Origin of the sequence: Stenotrophomonas sp. NA06056 (genome assembly GCF_013364355.1) — a bacterium.
In the GTDB taxonomy this organism is placed as follows: domain Bacteria; phylum Pseudomonadota; class Gammaproteobacteria; order Xanthomonadales; family Xanthomonadaceae; genus Stenotrophomonas.
Genome location: NZ_CP054931.1, coordinates 4,356,448 through 4,374,441, shown reverse-complemented (window position 1 = coordinate 4,374,441; position 17,994 = coordinate 4,356,448). Strand labels below are relative to the sequence as shown.

Sequence of the window (17,994 nt, the reverse complement as noted above, 5' to 3'; positions counted from 1 at the left end):
CATCACACCCAGTCGCGCGGCACCAGGTAGTCGGCCAGGCGCGCCTCCGCGCTGCCTGCTTCCGGAGTGAAGCCATATTCCCAGCGCACCCGCGGCGGCAGGCTCATCAGGATGCTCTCGCTGCGGCCGCCGCTCTGCAGGCCGAACAGCGTGCCGCGGTCGTAGACCAGGTTGAACTCCACGTAGCGGCCACGGCGGTACAGCTGGAATTCGCGCTCGCGTTCGCCGTACGGCGTGTCCTTGCGCCGCTGCACGATCGGCAGATACGCATCGAGGAAGCCATCGCCGACTGCGCGCAGGTAATCGAAATCGCGCTCGAAATCGCCATGCAGGTCGTCGAAGAACAACCCGCCAACGCCACGAGTTTCGTTGCGGTGGCGCAGGAAGAAATACTCATCGCACCAGCGCTTGTGCGCGGCATGGCGCTCTTCACCGAACGGCGCGCAGAGATCGCGTGCCACCCGATGCCAGTGCTGCACGTCCTCGTCGAACGGGTAGAACGGGGTCAGGTCGAAGCCGCCGCCGAACCAGCTGGCCACCACTTCCCCATCGCGCTGCGCCTGGAAGAAGCGCACGTTGGCATGGGTGGTGGGCACGTAGGGATTGAGCGGGTGGAACACCAGCGACACGCCGGTGGCGCGCCAGGAGGCGCCAGCCAGCTCCGGGCGGTTGGCCGAGGCCGACGGCGGCAGGCGGCTGCCAGACACATCGGAAAAGCCGATGCCGGCCTGCTCGAACACGGCGCCATCGCGCAGCACGCGGGTGCGCCCGCCACCGCCCTCGGCACGCTGCCACAGGTCTTCCTGGAAGCGGGCCTGGCCATCGACGGCCTCGATCGCCGCACAGATGCGGTCCTGCAGGTCGGTGAGGTAGGCGCGCACGCGCTCGAATTCGTTCATGGCGCGTACTTTACCGCAGGGGCTGCCCCGCGCCGCCGGTTGGCGGCCTGCACCGCACCGTGCCCCCTTGTGGCTGGTAACGCTGGTAGCCAGTCTGGGCGTCCATGCCGAGCAGATCGCCGTTGCCGAGCTGGCGCAGCACAAGGGTTTCCCCGCCCTGCTGCAGGTGGACGGCGCCGTCGTGCAGGCGTGCGAGCGTGCCATCGCCGAAGTCGAGCACGTCGATCACGCCACCGTCGGCCTGATAGCGGCCGCACGGCACCTGCCGGGCCGGGACCAGGCGCAGGTCGGCGCCGAGTTCATGCAACGGTGCAGTACGTTCGCAGGCACTGATGCGGCCTGCATCGCAGACCACCTGCAGGGCCTGCACCGCCAACGCAGGTTCCAGTGCATCCAACTGCTGTGCAGCCACTTCCACGCAGAAGCGGCCACTGCGGTGCTGCAGGCACAGCTGCTGCAGGCGATCGCGTGCGCCGGCCGGAAGGGGGGAATCCAGCGTGTCTTCGTCTTCCTGCTGCAGACGTTCACCCACCCGCTGCATGGCGTCAGCCAGCGCATCGTCCGTCTGTGCCTCGCAGGTCAGCGGGTCATGCCCCGGCGTCTGCTCGCGGCACGCAGGAGGGCGCTCGAAGCGGGTGTCGCCGGTGCCGGCGGTTGCTGCCGTGGCGCTGCCATCGCGCAGCTGTCGCAGCAGCGTCGAGCAGCCCGCACCAACGCCTTCGTTGCAGGCGCGCTGGGCCTGGCCGGGTGAGGCCGTGGGCAGCTGTGCAATGCAGTGGCTGCCGGCGGCGCGGCAGCTGCCGGCAATCGCCTTGGGCTCGGCGGCGCAGGCCCGGGATTGGCGCAGGGTGTAGACCACGACGTCGTCCTCGATGCGCTGCCCATCGGCACGGATCCGGATCGGTTGCGCCACACCATCGTCGAGCATGACCAATCGGGTCTGGGCCGCACTGCGATCGACCCACAGGGGCTCCGGCTCACCGATGTCGTTGTGGCGATAGCCGGTGCTGGGGGTGGTGAACACGAGCGCCATGCCGCCATCGGCGCTGCGGTACTCGCCACAGCGCAACCCGTCGGCGGCAGCAGGCAGCGCGGCCAACAGCAGCAATGCGGGAAAAAGAGTCAGCAAGCGCATGCGACGGTCCTTGTCGTGCGGGAAAGGGATGGGGCTCAGTGGAAGCGCGCGCGGATGTCCGGCCGCAGCAGGCGCCAGCCCAGCCAGCCCTGCAGACCTGCGAACAGCACCGAAGTGCCGACCAGTGTCAGGGTGAACAGCACGCGCTGCACCTGCAGCTCATGCTGCGCCAGCGGATCGCTGGCGAGCAGCGCGATGAACACCAGCAGCAGGCGGTCCAGCCACCAGGCGATCACGAAGTTGGCCAGTGCACTCAGGCCCAGCATCCACACATAGGCCCACAGCCCCCATCGACGCCCGCGCCACATGCCCCAGCTGGCGAGGGTCGAGACCAGGCAGAGCAGGGCAACAAGCAGCGAGGTGGCTGCCGGGTGTTTCAGCATCCACCACAGGCTGCCGTCGAGCTGCTGTTCCCACGCCAGTGTCACCAGCGTCGTCCAGAACTCGGTGCGGGACACTGCCGCCGCCATCAGCGACTGCGCGAGGAAGTAGAGCGTGACCAGCAGGCACAGCCAGAACGAGCCCTGCGCCACCGCGCCGACCCAGTTGTTGGGTGGGGGTGGGGTGGGTGCGGGGATCGGGGGAATCGAGGCTGACATCCGTTGTCCGGCTGAGCGATGCCCGCCTCGTCAGCGGGCCGTCGCCAGGGCAGCGACCGCCGGCAGGATATGGTGTTCGCTCAAGGGTGCCAAGGGCTGGCTGTGCGGCGGCCGCAGCGGTACCCAGGCCAGTTCGGCGATCTCGGCGCATGCCTGCGGCGTGCCCTCCACCCGCACCCACCATGCCTGTGCCTGCACGCGGTGGCCGGGTTCATTCACAGCCCAGTCCTCGAACGTGCCCAATGCGATGGCGGCATCGGCATGCAGCTGCACCCCCAGCTCCTCGTCCAGCTCGCGGGCCAGCGCCTGCAGCGGCGCTTCGCCGGGTTCGGGCTTGCCGCCCGGCTGGATGAAGCGGCTTGCGCCGTGCTTGCGCACCACCAGCGCCCGGCCGCGATCATCGAGGATGACCGCGGCCACGATGTGGATCGTGGCCGCGGCAGCACTCACTTCAGGTTCTGCTCGAACAGCTTGAGGATGCGCTTGTACTGGTCCAGCCAGGAATCGGCGCGGACGTAGCCGTGGCGCTCCAGCGGGTACGGCGCGATCGACCAGTTGTCCTTGTGCAGCTCGATCAGGCGCTGGGTCAGGTTCACCGAATCCTGGAAGAACACGTTGTCGTCCATCATGCCGTGGGCAATCAGCAGGTTGTCCTGCAGGTTCTGTGCGTACTCGATCGGCGACGACACGCGGTACGCCTCCGGATCGATGTCCGGGGTGTTGAGGATGTTGCTGGTGTAGCCGTGGTTGTACTGGTGCCAGTCGACCACCGGGCGCAGTGCAGCACCGGCCTTGAACGTACCCGGCGAGCGGAACAGAGCCATGAAGGTCATGAAGCCGCCGTAGGAACCGCCGTAGATGCCGGCGTGGTCGCGGTCACCCTGCTGGGTGTCGACCAGCCAGTCCAGGCCGTCCTTGTAATCTTCCAGTTCCGGGTGGCCCATGTTGCGGTAGATCGCCGTGCGCCAGTCGCGGCCGTAGCCCTCGCTGCCGCGGTAATCCATGTCCAGCACGATGTAGCCCTTCTGCACCAGCAGGTTGTGGAACATCTGCTCGCGGAAGTAGGCCGGGTAGCGCTGGTGCACGTTCTGCAGGTAGCCGGCACCGTGCACGAACATCACGATCGGGTACTTCCTGCCGGGTTCCTTGTTCGCCGGCTCGTAGTACTTGGCCCAGACCACGCCGGCGCCATGCTTGGACGGCACCGCCACCAGCTTCGGCTGGATCCACTCGCGCGCCTTGAACTCGGCAGTGCGGGTGTCGGTCAGCACGCGGGCCTGGCCTGCGCCGGTGCTCGGTACCACGGCCAGCTGCGCCGGCAGGTAGGCGCCGGAATAGCGCACCAGCAGCTGCTGGCCGTCCGGCGACAGCGAGAAGTCTTCCACGCCGTTGAGGCTGGTCAGCTCGCGCACCTGGCGGGCAGCGGTGTCGACCGCGCAGACTTCGTAGTCATGCGGGGCCTGCTGGTTGCACAGGAAGTAGAAGCCCTTGCCATCGGCTGACAGCACCGGCGCCGAGGTTTCCCACTTGCCGCTGGTCAGCGCCTGCGGCTTGCCGCCACCGGCCTGGGTGTACAGGTGCGAGAAGCCGGATTCTTCGGACAGCAGCCACAGCGTGCGGCCATCGGCCATCCAGCCGAAATCGTTGAAGCCCCAGTTGATCCAGCCGTTGTCGGTCAGCCGGTGGCGGTTCTGCACGCGGCCGTCGGCAGCGGCAACGCTGACGATCCAGCGGTCCTTGTTGTCGTTGGCGCGCAGCATCACCGCGGCCTGCTGGCCATCGGCGCTCCAGCGGATGCCACCGCCCATGAAATCGCTCATCACCTGCACGCTGCGGTCGCCCTTCAGCGCGTCCTTGCCGGCCTTGCGGCGCAGCTCGGCCAGCGGATCGGTGCCGATGCCCGGCAGGCTGGACAGCGACAGCTTCTCGGCCTTGCCGCTGCGTACATCCACGAACCACAGGGTGTGCGGCTCGAAGCCGTTGCGGCCGACGCGGGTGCGGGTGTCCTCGGTTTCCTCGTAGCCCGACTCGGTCACGTACAGCGGCATCTTGCCGCCACGACCGTCATCGAAGTCCTTCGGCTTGGTGGTTACGATCAGGTGGCCCAGGTCCGGCGACAGCACGCTGTCGACGATCTCCACGTCGGCGCCCAGGAACACGGGGCCCGGTGCGCGGGTCGGGTCGGCCTGGCGCCAGCGCTGGTCCTGGTCCTTCAGTGCCTCGCGCTGTTCGCGGTCGCGGCGCAGGGTTTCCAGGGTGCGCAGCTGCTGGTCGCGCAGCACGTCGGCCTTCGGCGGCGTGCTCGGATCCTTGTCGGCCTTCAGGCTGGCCACCTGCTGCACGCCGCTGCCGGCGGTCCAGTGGAACCAGTTCTGGCCGACGCGCCAGATCACCCCGTTGTCGGCGGCGAAGTTCACGCCGGCGGCGCGTTCGTTGCTGCGGGTCAGCTGGGTCAGCGCACCGCTGCGCAGATCGCGGACAAACACGTCGCCGTTGCGCACGAAGGCGCTGCGGGTGCGGCTGCGGTCGTACACCGGATCGGCCACGTCCAGGCTGCCACGCTGGTCATCGGCCACCTGTGCGGCCACGCCACCGGCCACCGGCTGGCGGAAGGTGTCGCGCACCGGGCTGCCGTTGCGCTTGAGCTGGTACTCCACCTGCTGGCTGTTCCACGACCACCAGGCCTTCTCCACCGGCGGACCGATCCAGTCCGGGTCGGCCATGGCCTGTTCGATGGTAATCGGCGTCGGCGCGGCCTGGGCGGCCGGAGCGGCCAGCACGGCAGACAGCAGGAGGGACAGGGGCAGCACTCGGGACATGGGCGGACAGCACCAGAAGAGGAAACCGGGCAAGCGTAGCAGCCGCAAGGGCTGGGGGAGGGGGCCACAGGTCATGTAGACCGCTTGGGCAAAGGGCATGGCAGGGTCCGGCCTGGCGCATGATGGGGGTTCAATTCGGAAGGAACCGATATGTACCGCTACGACTACACCATCTCCCTGGGGGTCAAGCACCCGTCCGCGGCCAGCGCCGATATCTCAGCCCGCTTCGGAATGGAGCGCGAGTTCTTCCGCGATGTGGGGACCGATCTGCGTCGCAAGGATGGCAGTCTGATCCGTGTGCACGCGTTTACCTGGGTGCTGTTCCAGCTGCCGAAGGGCAAGGACGGCTGGTTGATGGACGCGTGGCCGCAAGTCGTGGAGACGCTGCAGGCACGTGCCCAGGTGATTCAGGCGTTGAATCAGGAAGGGGCGGAGATCGGCCTGCGGATCGGCATCTTCGGGAAGCGCGCGTGGGCCGGCTTCGAGCTGGATGACGATCTTGTACGACTGATGGCGGACCTGCGCGTGGGCTTCCAGCTGGAAACCTATTTCCCGGACGAACCGCCGGCGCCCGAAGCCGATGACGCTTAGTGCAACCGGCTGCCGGCCGTGCGCATCCAATCTCCTGAACCCGCATCATTCACCGGACAGGAGCACGACCATGCAGGAACTCATCCCGATCACCCTCTTCATCTGCACCGCCTATGCGATCCATGCCATCGCCGATGCGCGTGCGCGCGGCAAGCTGGTGGCGCCGCACGTGCCGGAAGAGGTGATCCGCTCGCTGGCGCTGCTGGAAGAGGAGCGCCGCCGCCAGGGCGCGCTGCGCTGGGGCATCAGCCTGGTCTGCCTGGCACTGGCCATGGCGCTGCTGGAGGCCATCGGTGCACGCGATCTGACGTTCGGCGCCGCCGCCGCGATGGTCGGCAGCGCGGGCCTGGGCCAGCTGCTGGCCTGGCACTTCACCCGCCCCGCAGTGCGCAAGGGCTGAGCCGGCGCATGCTGGGGGCACAGGGGAAGCCACACGCATGAGCCTGCTCAGGGGAGCGCTGGCTGCATTGCGGGGGCGTCAGGATGCGGCGGCGGCGACCACACCCGCCGAGCCGTTGGATGCGGACCAGGCGCTGGTGCGCGCCATCATCGACGGCTCGCAGCCGGCCTTCGCGCAACTGGTGGAAACACACCAGCGCACCTGCGCGCATGTGATCGGCCGCATGGTCGGCGACCGCGACCAGATGGCCGACCTGCTGCAGGAAACGTTCCTGGCGGTATTCCGCCAGCTGCACCGGTTCCGTTTCGAGTCCTCGCTGCGCACCTGGATTTCGCGCGTGGCCTACACCACCGCGCTGCAGTACCTGCGGCGAAGGCGACTGGAAACGCAGTGGATGGTGGCGGCGCAAGCACCGGAGGAACTGGGGGTTGGTGACGAGGGCCCCGGCCCGGCCGAATTCAGCGAGGCATTGCAGGCCGGCCGCCACCTTGGCGCGGCGCTGGAACGATTGAGTGCGCCGCAGCGGCTGATCGTCGGCCTGCACTATCTGGAGGATTTCGATCTGGCCGAGATTGAACAGGTGACCGGGTTGGCGCGGGGTACCATCAAAAGCCACCTGTACCGTGCGCGTCAGGTCCTGAAGCAGGATCTGGTGCGGCATGCCACCGCCGGAGAACTGTTGTGAACATACCGACCGATTCCCGCGATGCGGAAGAGCGCGCGCTGGCACAGGCGTTGCGTGAGCAGTCACATCAAGAAGAAACACCGGATGTGAGTGGGGCGCTGCAGAAGCGGCTGAAGACGGAGACGCGCGATAGCAGTGTGGGCTATGTGGTGGTGCAGGTGCTGCTGCTGGGGGCGCTTGTGGTCGGGGGCGTCTGGTACTTCTGGCATTGACGGGACGCGGTGATGTGTTGGACGCATTCCGCGTGTTCTGCACGCTGACCCGGTCGGGCCGAAAGGCGCAATCGGCACTACGTGGGTGAAGCAAAGGCGGGTTGTGCGGGCTGCGGGGCTCCCGGCCTGCCTGACCGGGCGGGATTTCGGTGTCGCTTCGGGTCCGCTGGTATCGGGATAAGGAAAGTTGCAGTACGTGGTGCGGCTCTTGATGTCTGCGCCTGCGCTGGCGAAGTCTTGGTCGTGCGTTGTCACCGCCCGCTGGGCGACGTGTGGCATGCATCGATCCAGGAATCTGCCTACCCGGGATGCGCCATGACGCTCTACTACCTTTCTCTTTCGCTTAAGCGCTTCCGGCAGCGCATCGGGACGCACATTGCCATCGCTCTCATGCTCGGCGCGGGCGTGGGAACTGCCATGGTGATGCTGTCCATTGTTCTGCAGGCATCGTCCGATCCCGCTCCGGGACGCAGCGAGGCGCTCTTCCGTCCACACCTGGATGTGCGGCCGAGCGCGCAGCACGTGGCGGCGCCTGATCCCGGCCAAGGGTTGTCCTGGCCTGATGCCAAAGCCCTGCTGGACCAGGGGCGTGCCTGGAATCAGGCGGCCATGGCCGGGGGCGCCGTGACTCTCCTGAAGCCCGGGCAATCAAGTGCTCGGCTGCGTGCAAGATACGCAACATCAGGTGTTTTCAGCGTGCTTGGGATCACCTTGGTCCAAGGGCGATCATGGACGGCGGAGGAAGGGCGGGCTGGAAGCCGGATCGCTGTGCTCTCACGGGCGCTCGCAGCGGTCGAGTGCCCGGCGGGATGCATCGGCCATCCGCTGGAGCTGAGCGGGCACACGTACACGGTTGTCGGCGTGGCGGAGGATTGGCATCCGGTTCCGATGTTCCAAGGAGACGTGACCCGCCGTCCCTTCGTAGAAGCCGACCAGATCTATCTGCCGGTTGAAACTGCGATTGCGGACGGGCTGACCGTGGTCGATGGCGTGACGGTCTGGGGCGGTGGGGAGGGAGTGGAGCTTGCCGGTTCCCAGGCGTCCTGGCTGCAACTGTGGGCATGGTTGCCGACAGTGGATGACGTATCTGGATACCGCGCGATGCTGAACGCGTATGCGCAGACTCGGGATCTGCAGATCGACCCGGGTAGCGATCAGGTCGGTCTCTGGCCGCTGATGGCGTGGTTGGATCGGCAGGGATTGGTTCCCGAGCGCACCCGGACCCAGCTTCGACTGGCCCTGCTTTTGCTGGTGGTCTGCATCGTCAATGCGGCTGCGCTGCTGGGATTCAGCCTGGGGGCGCGTCGCCGCGAGCTTGCGATACGTCGCGCGCTGGGTGCCCGGCGGCGGGATGTCTTTGCCCAGCTCATGTGGGAATCCGCATCGTCAGGATTTGCCAGCGCCGCATTGGCGGCCACTACGTATGCGGTGGGCATGTTGCTGGTGGCGGCAGGGCAGGTACTCCCGTCAGCAATTACTACGCTGGACGCGACATCCGTACTGAACGCAGCCGGGGTTGGATTCGCGACGGCGCTGCTCTGCGCGTTCATTCCCGCGCTGGAAATCTGCCGGAGCGGATCGCTGTCGCGTCTGTTCGCAAAGGGAGCGGCCTGAGATGCTGGATTCAATGCGGGAAGTACGTAGCCACCTGGGCCGCGCGTCGCTGCTGTTCGTGCAAGCCGCACTTGCCAGCCTGGCCTGCGCCTTTGCCCTGCAATCTGCAGTAGGCGGTTTCTCACGATTGAACACGCGGGGCATCGAGGGTGCGGAGACGATCGGTGTCATCCGCGTCTCCGACATCGAAGAGGGGGCGGCACCTTCGATGGTGCGATCAGACCTTTCCACGATCCAGTTTCCCGGCGTCCGGCAGGCCGTCGCCAGCGACTCGGTTCCGTTCGGGGGCAGGGCCCATCACTACGGCGCATGCACCAGCGATGCGGCCATGGCACACGCTATGGCGGCCGGCAGCAGTGACGTGGCAGGCTGTGATCGCATTCCCGTGGTGACCGCCAGCCCTGGCTTGCTGACGATGCTGGGGGCACGGATCGTGATGGGGCGTTTGCCGGCAGATCATGAGGCGAGCGACAGCGCGCCTGTTGTGTTGATCAGCGAGGCGCTGGCCGATCATCTTTTTGGCGTGGAGAGCGCAGTAGGTCGTCAGCTGTACTTTGGGCCGGGTAGCAGCAGAGTGATCGTTGGCGTGTTCTCGTCCATCGTCGGGCCCGCGCCAGGCGGAAATGATCGGGATTCGCAGTGGGCGCTGTTTCCCGGCTTCCCCTCTGGCACGAGCCGCTATTACCTGACCCGATCCCACTCGGAGGTGGATCGCGTGCTGCTTGATCGCACCGTCGAGGCGTTGCAGCGCCCCTATCGCGTCGTCATTCCGACAGGCGTTGACACGCTGGCGGGGTATCGCGACGCCTACCTGCGGGCGGATCGCTTCACGACGTCCATGCTCGCATTCATGGCCGCGGTGGTGCTGGGTGTGCTGATGGCCGGCGTGTACGGCGTGGTCGGCGCATGGCTGGAGCGTAGGCGGCGTTCCATCGGCATCCGGCGAACGTTGGGTGCGCGGGGATCGGTGATCCTCGCCGAGATCATCTTCGAAGTCGGCATCTTCACGGTTCCCGGCGCCGTGCTCGGTGCCTGTTCGCTGCACCTGCTCTGGTCGCCGCAGGATGAGGTTGCGTCATCGCCGTGGCTGGCGGGGCTGGTGGCCTTCATGCTGGTGATGGCGGCCAGCCTTGCTGCCCTGCTGCCCAGCGCATGGCGAACCGTACGGGAGGAGCCCTTGGCATTGTTGAAGCCATTCTGACCCGTTCATCCGTGAACCTCCCTCCATCTGCGACAAAGTGAAGCAGCGCGTCACCCGGTCGCATCCCACCTTAACCAATTCCTCCTAAAGTGGTCCGGTATCCCACCCGTACCCGGCAGGAGGCGTCCCTTGGACGCGTTGTTGTTGTCGCGGATCCAGTTCGGATTCGTCATCAGTTTCCACGTACTGTTCCCGGCCTTCACCATCGGCACGGCGAGCTGGCTGGCCTTCATCGAATGGCGCTGGCTGCGCACGAAACTGCCGGTATGGCGCGAGCTGTACTTCTTCTGGCAGAAGATCTTCGCGGTGTCCTTCGGCATGGGCGTGGTCAGCGGCATCGTCATGGCCTTCCAGTTCGGCACCAACTGGCCGCGGCTCAGCGAGGTGGCCGGTACGGTCATCGGCCCGCTGCTGACCTACGAAGTACTGACCGCGTTCTTCCTGGAAGCCAGCTTCCTCGGCGTGATGATGTTCGGCTGGGGCCGGGTGTCGCCGCGCCTGCATTTCCTGTCCACCTGCATGGTAGCGCTGGGCACGCTGTTCTCCACCTTCTGGATCCTGTCGTCCAACAGCTGGCTGCATACGCCGGCCGGTTACGAGATGGTCAACGGCATTGTCCATCCCGTCGACTGGTGGCAGGTGGTGTTCAACCCGTCGTTCCCGTACCGGTTGGCGCACATGGCGCTGGGTTCGTTCATCACCACCTGTTTCGTGATCGGTGGCGTGGGTGCCTGGTACCTGCGTCGCGGCCAGCACGTGGAAGCGGGCCGACGCATGTTGATCGCCGCCGTCGCGTTCGCTGCGCTGACTGTGCCGCTGCAGATCTTCGTCGGCGACATGCATGGCCTGAACACGCTCAAGCACCAGCCGATGAAGATCGCGGCGATGGAAGCGCACTGGCATGAGACCAAGGAGGGCGAGGGCGTGCCGCTGGTGGTGTTCGCGCTGCCCAACGAGAAGGAAGAGCGCAACGACTTCGAAGTGGCCATCCCGAAGCTCGGCAGCGTGATCCTCACCCACAGCCTGGACGGCACCTTCGATCCGCTGACCTCGGTGCCGGCCAGCGAACGGCCGCCGGTGACGCCGGTGTTCTTCGCCTTCCGCATCATGGTCGGGCTGGGCACGCTGATGCTGGTGATGGCCTGGGTGTCGGCCATCCAGCTGTGGCGGAAGAAGCTGCTGGATTCGCCGTGGCTGCTGCGCGGCTGGAACTGGATGCTGCCCAGCGGCTTCATCGCGCTGATATCGGGCTGGTTCGTCACCGAGATGGGACGGCAGCCGTGGGTGGTCTACGGCGTGCTGCGCACCGCCGATGCGGTCGGCCCGCAGAGCGCGTGGATGACCGCGCTGTCGCTGACGGTGTACGTGATCGGCTATGCGTTCGTATTCGGCTGGGGCATCTGGTACCTGGTGAAGATCCTGCGCCATGGCCCGCAGCCGTACGACGCGGGGCCGTCGCTGGACCATGGCAGCCACACCCCGGCGCGGCCGCTGTCGGCTGCCGACGAACCGCTGGAGGAGCGCTGACATGGAGCTGATGACCTGGCTGCCGGTGGCATGGTTCGCGGTGATCGGCTTCGGCGTGCTGATGTATGTGGTGCTGGATGGCTTCGTGCTGGGCATCGGCATCCTCGCTCCGTTCGCCGAGGACGAGGAACAGCTGGACCTGATGATGAACACCGCAGCGCCGATCTGGGACGGCAACGAGACCTGGCTGGTGCTCGGTGGCGCCGGTTTGATGGCGGCGTTCCCGAAGGCCTACGCGGTGCTGCTGTCGACGCTGTACCTGCCGGTGCTGCTGCTGGTGGTGGCGCTGGTGTTCCGTGGCGTGGCCTTCGAGTTCCGTTTCAAGGCGCACCGTTCGCGGCGACTGTGGAGCGTGGCGTTCGGCCTCGGTTCGTTGCTGGCCACCTTCGCCCAGGGCGTGATCCTCGGCACGCTGGTGCAGGGCCTGCCGCTGGTCGATGGCGTGTACCAGGGTGGCGCGTTCGGCTGGTTCAGCCCGTTCGCGATGCTGACCGGTGCGGCGCTGGTGGCCGGCTACGCCCTGCTGGGCAGCACCTGGCTGATCCTGAAGACCGAAGGTCGCGTGCAGGCGCTGGCCCGGCAGATGACCCGCCCGCTGGTGGTGGCGGTGATCGCGGCGATGGGCCTGGTCAGCAGCTGGTTGCCGTTCCTGCAGTCGCGACTGATGGACCGCTGGTTCAGTGACGGCAATTTCTGGTGGTTGTCGCCGGTGCCGTTGCTGACCCTGGCGGTGGCCGCCGCGCTGTGGCGTAGCGCCACCCATCCGCGCCGCGACCTGCCGCCGTTCCTGCTCAGCCTTGCCCTGTTCGTGCTCGGTTTCGCCGGCCTGGTGCTGGGCATGTGGCCCTACCTGCTGCCGCCGTCGATGACGCTGTGGCAGGCCGCCGCGCCGGCCTCGTCGCTGGGCTTCACCCTGGTCGGGCTGGTGGTGCTGCTGCCGGTGATCCTGGGTTACACCGCCTGGTCCTACCGGGTGTTCCGCGGCAAGGTGCGTGCCGACGCCGGCTATCACTGAGACCGATTGTTGGATCACTCCACACGGGGGGCGGTCGCTGACCGTTCCCCGTTGTGCTTTGTGAAACATGTCATCCCTGTGTCGGACGTGCTAGCGTGCGCTCCTTTCCGGCAGCCAGGGGGGCAGCCGGCGACGTCCTGGACGGATGCATGGCTGCAGGAATGGGGGGCAGCCGCGTGTCGCCGTAATGGCTCGAGACTCTCGTTCGCCCATCGAAACATCACCGGTAATGATCGAATTTTCCGTTGTCGACTGGGCCGCCTGGGCGCCTGGGCTGACCGAGCGTAGCCAATGGACGGGCTGGGCCGGGTCGCCGTTCCTGCCGCAGGGCGAGGACACGCCGGCCCTGGCCGAGATTCCGGCCATGCAGCGTCGTCGTATCGAGCGCCTGGGCCGCATGGCGATCCAGGCCGCGTGCTGGTGCGAGGGCGGGCAGGGCGCTGACAGCCAGGTGCCGCTGGTGTTCGCCAGCCGCCATGGCGATGTCGCCCGGTCGATGGATCTGCTGGGCTCGCTGGTGGCCGATCAGCCGCTGTCGCCCACCGGCTTCGGCCTGTCGGTGCACAACGCGATCGCTGCGCTGTATTCGATCGCCCGCGGCCACCGCGGCAACTACCTGGCGCTGTCCGCTGGCCAGTCGACGGTGGAAGCGGCGTGCCTGGAGGCCGTCGGCCTGCTCGGCGACGGTGCGAGTGAAGTCCGCATCGTGGTCTATGAGTCCCCATTGCCCGACGTTTACGCCGAATTCGCCGACGAACCCGACCCGTTCTTTGCCTGGTGCTGGCGTCTGGCACCCGTCGGCGCGGCCGGTGGCACCGATCTTTCGCTGTCCTGGCAGGTTGCCGACGCCGCCGCTCCGACCGCAGCCGGCCTGCTGCCGCATGCGCTGGACCTGCACCGTTTCCTGCTGGCCGGGGATCCGCTGCTGCAGCACGTGACCCAAGGCCAGCGCTGGTCTTGGCGCCGCCGTGGCTGAGGCGCTGCGCCGCCTCGATCATGCCTGGCGGGTGTTCGGCACCGGCCTCAGCTTCGCCGCGTTTGGCGTCGGCGGCCTGTTGCTGGGCGTACTGGTAATTCCGGTGCTGCTGCTGATGCGCGACCCGGTGGCGCGTCGCCGCCGGGCCCGCCGGCTGGTCCAGCGCGCCTTCGCCAGCCACGTGTGGCTGATGTGCCGGCTGGGGGTGATGACGCTGCAGGTCGAGGGGCGCGAACGCCTGCAGCGCGACGGCCTGCTGGTACTGGCCAACCACCCGACCCTGATCGACGTGGTCTGCCTGATCGCCCTGCTGCCCAACGCCGACTGCGTGGTCAAGCGGGCAGTGGCCTGCAACCCGTTCATGCGCGGGCCGGTGCGTGCAGCGGGCTATATCTCCAATGACGACGGCGCTGGCCTGGTCGATGACTGCGCGGCGGCCGTGCACGCCGGCGGCACCCTGGTCATCTTCCCGGAAGGCACCCGCAGCGTGCCCGGGCAGCCGCTGCGACTGCAGCGCGGCGCCGCCAACATCGCCGTGCGCGGGCGCCTGGACATCACCCCGGTGCGCATCACCTGCACCCCGCCGACGTTGACCAAGGGCCAGAAGTGGTATCGTGTGCCCTCACGTCGTTTTCACGTTCGGCTGCAGATCGGCGAAGATATCCCGATCGCGCCGTTCCTGGCCGAAGATGACTCGCCAAGGGGGGATGCCCTGGCGGCCCGTCGCGTCACCGACCACCTCACTCGTTATTTCGACCTGTCTGGAGATCCGACCCGTGCAAGCACTTGAGCACGAGATCAAGGAATTGATCATTTCCTCGCTTTCACTGGAGGACATCACCCCGGAGGACATCGATCCGACCGCGCCTCTGTTCGTCGAAGGCCTCGGCCTGGACTCGATCGATGCGCTGGAACTGGGCCTGGCGCTGCAGAAGAAGTACGGTGTCAGCCTCTCGGCCGACTCGGAAGAAACCCGTCGCCATTTCTCCAGCGTGCGCGCGCTCGGCGAGTTCGTCGCCGCCCGCCAGTCGTAAGGCGCCAGGAACTGCCATGACCAAGAATGAATTGTTCGAGCGCATCGTCCGCATCCTGACCGACAGCTTCGAGATCGAGCCGGCGCGGATCAGCCCGGAATCGCGTCTGTACGACGACCTGGACATCGACAGCATCGATGCCGTGGACCTGATCGTGCAGCTCAAGCCGCTGCTCGGCCGCAACCTGCAGCCTGAAGCGTTCAAGGCCGTGCGCACCGTGCAGGACATCGTTGATGTCGTGCATGGCCTGCTGCCCGGTCAGGCCGCTGCCTGACAGCAGCACGGACGCCGCGACCATGGCACGGGCACGCATGGTCGTGGTGGCAGCGATTTCGCTCGCCTATCCGGTGCTGGTCTACGTGGCGATGGGCCGCTTCGAGCCGCGCTGGCTGTCGCTGCTGCTGTTCGCGCTGGCCCTGCTGCGCGCGCTGAGCACCCGGCAACCCCTGTGGTGGGCCGCCGCCGCCGGCGCTGGCCTGCTGGCCGGGCTGGCCACCGTGCTCAACCAGGCCCTGCCGCTGAAGCTGTACCCGGCGTTGGTGAACGTGGTGATGTTGACGGTGTTCGCCACCAGCCTGCGCTTCGGTCCGCCCCTGGTGGAACGCCTTGCGCGCCTGCAGGAGCCGGACCTGCCATCATTCGCGGTGGTCTATACCCGTCGCGTCACCCAGGTGTGGTGCGGCTTTTTCGTTCTCAATGGTGGTCTCGCCCTGCTCACCGCGCTGTATGCGTCGGACCGGGTCTGGATGCTCTACAACGGATTGTTGGCGTACGTGATGATGGGATTGTTGTTCGGGGGCGAATGGCTGGTACGGCGTCGGGTCAAGGCAGCGCACGCGCATGGCTGACTGGATTGCCCTGGATCGCCTGCTGGTCACCGCGCAGCCCGGCCGCGACGTCGGTGTCTGCGATGGCATCGCCGTCGACCACATCGCCTTCCGCCTGCGCGTGCTGGCCTGGCATGACGCTTTCAGCGCTGCCGAAGGCCGCGACTGGGCGCTCTACTTCGATGACACCGTAGCCTTCGCTGCGGCGCTGTTCGGTGCCTGGCATGCCGGCAAGCGGGTGTTCCTGGCCGCCGACAACCTGCCCGCGACATTGCAGGCGCTGCAGCCGCAGGTGAGTGGTTTTGCAGGTGACCTGTCGGCCGATTACCAGCCGTTGCAGGCCGCTGCCGCCGCAGAAGATATGGCGCTGCTGCCGTTGGACGAGCGTGCCTGCGCACTGTGCGTGTTCACCTCCGGCAGTACCGGCCAGCCCAGTGCGATCAGCAAGCGGCTGGACCAGCTGGCGCGCGAGGTCGATGCGCTGCAGGCCGCCTTCGGTGCCCAGCTCGACGGCGCCCAGGTGCATGGCACCGTGTCCCATCAGCACATCTATGGCCTGCTGTTCCGCGTGCTGTGGCCGCTGGCTGCGGGCCGTGCGATCCAACCCCGGCGTTTCTTCCACGAAGACCTGGTGGGCGCGCTGGCGGGTACCGATACGGTGCTGGTGGCCACCCCGGCCCATCTCAAGCGCCTGCCCGAGCAGCTCGACTGGGCCAGCCTGCACGGTCGCCTGCGCGCGGTGTTCTCTTCGGGCGGCCCGCTGCCGGAGGACGCCGCGCGCCAGGTCCGCCAGTGGTTGGGCGTGGCCCCCACCGAGGTTTACGGCAGCAGCGAAACCGGTGGCATCGCCTGGCGTCGTTGGGACACCGATGCGCCGCCGTGGCAGCCGTTGCCGGGCGTGCAATGGCGGATCGAGGAGGACTGCCTGGCAGTCGCATCGCCGCACCTGGAGACGTCGGACTGGTGGCGCACCCAGGATCGCGTGGACGCGCTGGCCGATGGCCGCTTCCGTCTGCTGGGCCGCGCCGACCGCATCGTGAAGATCGAAGAACGGCGCGTTTCGCTGGACGCCCTGGAGCGCGCACTGCGCGAGGATCCAGAAGTCGAGGACGTGCGCGTGCTGGTCCTGCAGGGCCAGCGCGAGCAGCTGGCGGCAGTGGTGGTGCCGGCCGATCCGGCACTGGCACGTGCCGGTGACAGCGCACGGCGTGCGCTGGGCCAGCGGCTGGGCGCGCGGCTGGCCCAGGGCCATGATGCGGTCACCCGGCCGCGCCGCTGGCGCCTGGTCGAATCGCTGCCGATCAATGCCCAGGGCAAGGTCACCCAGGCTGCGCTGGTCGCGTTGTTCCAGCCGTTGCTGCCGGTGCCGGTCTGGGCCTGTCGTGAGGACGCGGTGGCCACCCTGCGGATGACGCTGGACCCCGCGCTGCGCGCGTTCCAGGGCCATTTCCCGCAGGCGGCGATCCTGCCCGGCGTGGCCCAGCTGGACTGGGCGGTGCGCTTCGGTCGCCAGGCCTTCGCGCTGCCGACCGGGTTCCAGCGCATGGATGCGGTGAAGTTCCAACGCGTGGCCCGCCCCGGCGACGAGCTGACCCTGCAACTGGAGTGGGATGCCGAGCGCGGCGTGCTGACCTTCCGCTACACCTCCGCGCATGGCGTGCACGCCAGCGGCAGGGTGGTCTTCGCCGATGCGGATTGAGCCGGCCAGCGCTGGCGGCGCATTCGCGCCGCTGGTGGTCATTCCCGTGTACGACCACGAACACGCCATCGGCGCGGTGGTCGATGGCGTACAGGCTGCGGGTCTGCCCTGCCTGCTGGTCGACGATGGCTCGCAGGCGTCCTGCGCGCTGGTGCTGCGGGCACTGGCACAGCGGGTGGGCGTCGACCTGCTGCGGTTGGACGTGAACCAGGGCAAGGGCGGTGCGATGCTGGCCGGCTTCGATGAAGCGCAGCGTCGCGGGTACACCCACGTGCTGCAGATCGATGCCGACGGCCAGCACGACACCGGCGACCTGCCGCGTTTCATCGATGCCGCACGCGCGCGCCCGGACGCTCTGATCTGCGGCATTCCGGCCTACGATGCCAGCGTGCCGAAGGCGCGCCTGTATGGCCGCTACGCTACCCACATATGGGTGTGGATCAACACGCTGTCGCTGCACCTGCGCGACACCATGTGTGGATTCCGCGTGTATCCGCTGCCACCGGTGCTGCGCCTGATGGGTGAGGAAACCATCGGCCGGCGCATGGATTTCGATACCGAAGTGATGGTCCGCCTGTACTGGCGCCAGGTACCGGTCGAGCACCTGGCCACGCGCGTGACCTATCCCGCCGACGGCGTTTCGCATTTCGATGTGTGGCGCGACAACGTGCGCATCAGTCGCATGCATACCCGGCTGTTCTTCGGCATGCTCTGGCGCGCGCCGCGCCTGTTGTGGCGCCGGTTGCAGGGGCAGGGCTGAG

General features: G+C 67.4%; 20 protein-coding genes. 15 read left to right on the top strand and 5 right to left on the bottom strand.

Going from position 1 to position 17,994, the window contains the following annotated elements:
* Positions 1–2: 2 nt before the first annotated feature.
* Genes hemF through HUT07_RS19770 form a run of 5 tightly spaced genes read right to left on the bottom strand, consistent with a single transcriptional unit; the run spans position 3 to position 5,452 of the window.
* The gene (hemF, locus tag HUT07_RS19790) at positions 3–899 is read right to left on the bottom strand and encodes an oxygen-dependent coproporphyrinogen oxidase (RefSeq protein WP_176022355.1); all 897 of its coding nucleotides are present in this window, start codon (positions 897–899) and stop codon (positions 3–5) included.
* Between the two features lie 10 nt (positions 900–909).
* Positions 910–2,034 carry a hypothetical protein gene (locus HUT07_RS19785; RefSeq protein ID WP_176022354.1) on the bottom strand — a complete coding sequence of 375 codons (1,125 nt, stop codon included), beginning with the start codon at positions 2,032–2,034 and terminating at the stop codon, positions 910–912.
* Between the two features lie 35 nt (positions 2,035–2,069).
* Entirely contained in the window at positions 2,070–2,633 is a 564-nt protein-coding gene (locus HUT07_RS19780; protein ID WP_176022353.1) for a hypothetical protein, read from the bottom strand.
* A gap of 30 nt (positions 2,634–2,663) precedes the next feature.
* Positions 2,664–3,083, bottom strand: coding sequence for an NUDIX domain-containing protein (locus HUT07_RS19775; RefSeq protein ID WP_176022352.1), 420 nt, complete (start codon positions 3,081–3,083; stop codon positions 2,664–2,666).
* The gene (locus HUT07_RS19770; RefSeq protein ID WP_176022351.1) at positions 3,080–5,452 is read right to left on the bottom strand and encodes a S9 family peptidase; all 2,373 of its coding nucleotides are present in this window, start codon (positions 5,450–5,452) and stop codon (positions 3,080–3,082) included. The genes HUT07_RS19775 and HUT07_RS19770 overlap by 4 nt, the downstream gene beginning before the upstream one ends.
* Positions 5,453–5,602: 150 nt before the next feature.
* On the opposite strand from HUT07_RS19770, the gene HUT07_RS19765 reads away from it, so the two are divergent.
* The 15 genes from HUT07_RS19765 (at position 5,603) to HUT07_RS19695 (ending at position 17,993) form a co-directional block, all read left to right on the top strand.
* Positions 5,603–6,043: a hypothetical protein gene (locus HUT07_RS19765; RefSeq protein WP_176022350.1), complete on the top strand. Its 441-nt coding sequence runs from the start codon at positions 5,603–5,605 to the stop codon at positions 6,041–6,043.
* Positions 6,044–6,113: 70 nt separating this feature from the next.
* Positions 6,114–6,443 carry a hypothetical protein gene (locus HUT07_RS19760; RefSeq protein WP_176022349.1) on the top strand — a complete coding sequence of 110 codons (330 nt, stop codon included), beginning with the start codon at positions 6,114–6,116 and terminating at the stop codon, positions 6,441–6,443.
* A gap of 37 nt (positions 6,444–6,480) precedes the next feature.
* Entirely contained in the window at positions 6,481–7,128 is a 648-nt protein-coding gene (locus HUT07_RS19755) for a sigma-70 family RNA polymerase sigma factor (RefSeq protein ID WP_176022348.1), read from the top strand.
* On the top strand, positions 7,125–7,340 hold the full coding sequence (locus HUT07_RS19750; RefSeq protein ID WP_176022347.1) for a hypothetical protein: 216 nt from the start codon (positions 7,125–7,127) through the stop codon (positions 7,338–7,340). Before HUT07_RS19755 ends, HUT07_RS19750 begins: the two co-directional genes overlap by 4 nt.
* Before the next feature lie 315 nt (positions 7,341–7,655).
* Positions 7,656–8,954, top strand: coding sequence for an ABC transporter permease (locus HUT07_RS19745; protein WP_176022346.1), 1,299 nt, complete (start codon positions 7,656–7,658; stop codon positions 8,952–8,954).
* Between the two features lies 1 nt (position 8,955).
* The gene (locus HUT07_RS19740; protein WP_176022345.1) at positions 8,956–10,155 is read left to right on the top strand and encodes an ABC transporter permease; all 1,200 of its coding nucleotides are present in this window, start codon (positions 8,956–8,958) and stop codon (positions 10,153–10,155) included.
* Positions 10,156–10,284: 129 nt separating this feature from the next.
* Complete coding sequence (locus HUT07_RS19735; RefSeq protein ID WP_176022344.1) at positions 10,285–11,682, top strand: cytochrome ubiquinol oxidase subunit I; 1,398 nt, start codon at positions 10,285–10,287, stop codon at positions 11,680–11,682.
* A gap of 1 nt (position 11,683) precedes the next feature.
* On the top strand, positions 11,684–12,697 hold the full coding sequence (cydB, locus tag HUT07_RS19730; RefSeq protein WP_176022343.1) for a cytochrome d ubiquinol oxidase subunit II: 1,014 nt from the start codon (positions 11,684–11,686) through the stop codon (positions 12,695–12,697).
* Between the two features lie 229 nt (positions 12,698–12,926).
* Complete coding sequence (locus HUT07_RS19725; RefSeq protein ID WP_176022342.1) at positions 12,927–13,673, top strand: beta-ketoacyl synthase chain length factor; 747 nt, start codon at positions 12,927–12,929, stop codon at positions 13,671–13,673.
* Positions 13,666–14,463 carry a lysophospholipid acyltransferase family protein gene (locus HUT07_RS19720; protein ID WP_176022341.1) on the top strand — a complete coding sequence of 266 codons (798 nt, stop codon included), beginning with the start codon at positions 13,666–13,668 and terminating at the stop codon, positions 14,461–14,463. Before HUT07_RS19725 ends, HUT07_RS19720 begins: the two co-directional genes overlap by 8 nt.
* Positions 14,450–14,707, top strand: a complete 258-nt coding sequence (locus HUT07_RS19715; protein WP_005411610.1) for a phosphopantetheine-binding protein — start codon at positions 14,450–14,452, stop codon at positions 14,705–14,707. The genes HUT07_RS19720 and HUT07_RS19715 overlap by 14 nt, the downstream gene beginning before the upstream one ends.
* 16 nt (positions 14,708–14,723) lie before the next feature.
* Complete coding sequence (locus HUT07_RS19710; protein WP_025878014.1) at positions 14,724–14,981, top strand: acyl carrier protein; 258 nt, start codon at positions 14,724–14,726, stop codon at positions 14,979–14,981.
* A 22-nt stretch (positions 14,982–15,003) separates the two neighbouring features.
* The gene (locus HUT07_RS19705) at positions 15,004–15,555 is read left to right on the top strand and encodes a hypothetical protein (protein WP_176022340.1); all 552 of its coding nucleotides are present in this window, start codon (positions 15,004–15,006) and stop codon (positions 15,553–15,555) included.
* Complete coding sequence (locus HUT07_RS19700) at positions 15,548–17,233, top strand: AMP-binding protein (protein WP_176022339.1); 1,686 nt, start codon at positions 15,548–15,550, stop codon at positions 17,231–17,233. Before HUT07_RS19705 ends, HUT07_RS19700 begins: the two co-directional genes overlap by 8 nt.
* The gene (locus tag HUT07_RS19695) at positions 17,223–17,993 is read left to right on the top strand and encodes a glycosyltransferase family 2 protein (RefSeq protein WP_176022338.1); all 771 of its coding nucleotides are present in this window, start codon (positions 17,223–17,225) and stop codon (positions 17,991–17,993) included. The genes HUT07_RS19700 and HUT07_RS19695 overlap by 11 nt, the downstream gene beginning before the upstream one ends.
* The last annotated feature ends 1 nt before the right edge of the window (position 17,994 follow it).

Bases quoted from the DNA above. Each gene is read 5' to 3' on its own strand.
- HUT07_RS19700 (WP_176022339.1), top strand. From the start codon at position 15,548: ATGGCTGACTGGATTGCCCTGGATCGCCTGCTGGTCACCGCGCAGCCC.
- HUT07_RS19710 (WP_025878014.1), top strand. From the start codon at position 14,724: ATGACCAAGAATGAATTGTTCGAGCGCATCGTCCGCATCCTGACCGAC.
- HUT07_RS19765 (WP_176022350.1), top strand. From the start codon at position 5,603: ATGTACCGCTACGACTACACCATCTCCCTGGGGGTCAAGCACCCGTCC.
- HUT07_RS19695 (WP_176022338.1), top strand. From the start codon at position 17,223: ATGCGGATTGAGCCGGCCAGCGCTGGCGGCGCATTCGCGCCGCTGGTG.
- HUT07_RS19705 (WP_176022340.1), top strand. From the start codon at position 15,004: ATGGCACGGGCACGCATGGTCGTGGTGGCAGCGATTTCGCTCGCCTAT.
- HUT07_RS19740 (WP_176022345.1), top strand. From the start codon at position 8,956: ATGCTGGATTCAATGCGGGAAGTACGTAGCCACCTGGGCCGCGCGTCG.
- HUT07_RS19770 (WP_176022351.1), bottom strand. From the start codon at position 5,452: ATGTCCCGAGTGCTGCCCCTGTCCCTCCTGCTGTCTGCCGTGCTGGCC.
- cydB (WP_176022343.1), top strand. From the start codon at position 11,684: ATGGAGCTGATGACCTGGCTGCCGGTGGCATGGTTCGCGGTGATCGGC.
- HUT07_RS19780 (WP_176022353.1), bottom strand. From the start codon at position 2,633: ATGTCAGCCTCGATTCCCCCGATCCCCGCACCCACCCCACCCCCACCC.
- HUT07_RS19755 (WP_176022348.1), top strand. From the start codon at position 6,481: ATGAGCCTGCTCAGGGGAGCGCTGGCTGCATTGCGGGGGCGTCAGGAT.
- HUT07_RS19745 (WP_176022346.1), top strand. From the start codon at position 7,656: ATGACGCTCTACTACCTTTCTCTTTCGCTTAAGCGCTTCCGGCAGCGC.
- HUT07_RS19760 (WP_176022349.1), top strand. From the start codon at position 6,114: ATGCAGGAACTCATCCCGATCACCCTCTTCATCTGCACCGCCTATGCG.
- HUT07_RS19785 (WP_176022354.1), bottom strand. From the start codon at position 2,034: ATGCGCTTGCTGACTCTTTTTCCCGCATTGCTGCTGTTGGCCGCGCTG.
- hemF (WP_176022355.1), bottom strand. From the start codon at position 899: ATGAACGAATTCGAGCGCGTGCGCGCCTACCTCACCGACCTGCAGGAC.
- HUT07_RS19725 (WP_176022342.1), top strand. From the start codon at position 12,927: ATGATCGAATTTTCCGTTGTCGACTGGGCCGCCTGGGCGCCTGGGCTG.